This is a genomic window from Variovorax glucosi (assembly GCF_051216695.1).
In the GTDB taxonomy this organism is placed as follows: domain Bacteria; phylum Pseudomonadota; class Gammaproteobacteria; order Burkholderiales; family Burkholderiaceae_C; genus Variovorax.
The window spans coordinates 1-1,063 of sequence record NZ_JBPJZE010000358.1 but is presented as its reverse complement, the minus strand read 5'-3'; the positions used below and the strand labels follow the sequence as shown (position 1 = coordinate 1,063).

The 1,063-nt window shown below is 69.0% G+C and carries 2 protein-coding genes; one reads left to right on the top strand and one right to left on the bottom strand.

All coding sequences use genetic code 11. The annotated features are described in order from the left end of the window. A partial coding sequence (locus ACSFA3_RS25645; RefSeq protein WP_435508133.1) for a glutathione S-transferase C-terminal domain-containing protein occupies positions 1 to 251 on the top strand: 251 nt, incomplete at its 5' end. Here ACSFA3_RS25645 and ACSFA3_RS25640 read toward each other — a convergent pair. Next, positions 252 to 1,063 (bottom strand): LysR family transcriptional regulator (locus ACSFA3_RS25640; protein WP_435508132.1); only part of this gene is annotated, 812 nt, incomplete at its 5' end. It abuts the gene before it with no gap.

The window sequence follows — 1,063 nt, the reverse complement described above, 5'->3', positions numbered from 1 at the left end:
GTGACCTCGAAACCAGGCTGTCGGCTTCGCCCTACCTGACCGGAGCGCACGCCACACTGGCCGATGCCGCCCTCATGCCCTTCGTGCGCCAGTTCGCGATGGTCGAGCCCACATGGTTCGCCGCCCAGCCCTGGCCCCACCTGCAAACGTGGCTGTCTGGCTGGGCCACCTCGGACCTGTTCGAGCGCGCCATGCACAAGTACGCGCCCTGGAAGACCGGCGATGCCGGCGTCAGCTTTCCGCCAGCTTAGCTAGCCACCCATCGCCGCTGCCGAGGCTCGCTGGATGCATTCGACGAAGTGCTGCGCGGCCGGCGTCAGCAGTTGCCCACGGCGCTTGATGACGCTGACGCTCAGCATGGGCAGCTCTTCCTCGATCTCCACGCGCCGGATGCCGTGTCGTTTGAAGGTCAGCGTCGCCAGTGGCTCGACGAACAGGCCGACCAGGTCCATCTGCCCGACCAGCGCCAGCGCCACCGTGACCGACTGCCCCTGTATCACCCGCGCCGGCGGGGGCAGTCCCAGCGGCAGCAACGGCGATACGGCCTCACGGCCGCTGAAATGGTCGTCGCCCGGAAGAATCCACTCGGCCTTGTAGAGCTCGCGGATCGAGCGGCTCGCGCGCAGCGGATGGCGCTCGCGCAGACCCACCACCAGTTTCACCGGAAAGAGCTCCATCGCCTCGAACTGCGGATCGAGCCGGCCCGGCACCACGTGCGCCACCGCGAAGTCGAGCGAGCCCTCGCGCAGGCGCCCCAGCATCCAGGGCAGCACCGTTTCGCTGAACTGCACGTCGACAGCAGGCAGCCGCGAGTGGAAATCCTTGAACGCGGCCGGCAGCACCGTGAGCGCGAACGAAGTGCTGACGGCCAGCGAGACCTGGCCGGTGAGCCCGTCGCGGATCTGCGCGATCTCGTCGCGTGCGCGCTGCATGTCGGCCAGCAGCAGCCGCGCGCGCGGCGCGAAGGCCCTGCCGAACTCGGTGAGCCGCACGCCCTTGACGCTGCGCTCCACCAGCGGCGCGCCGACTTCGCTCTCCAGCTCACGCACGATCTTGGTCACGG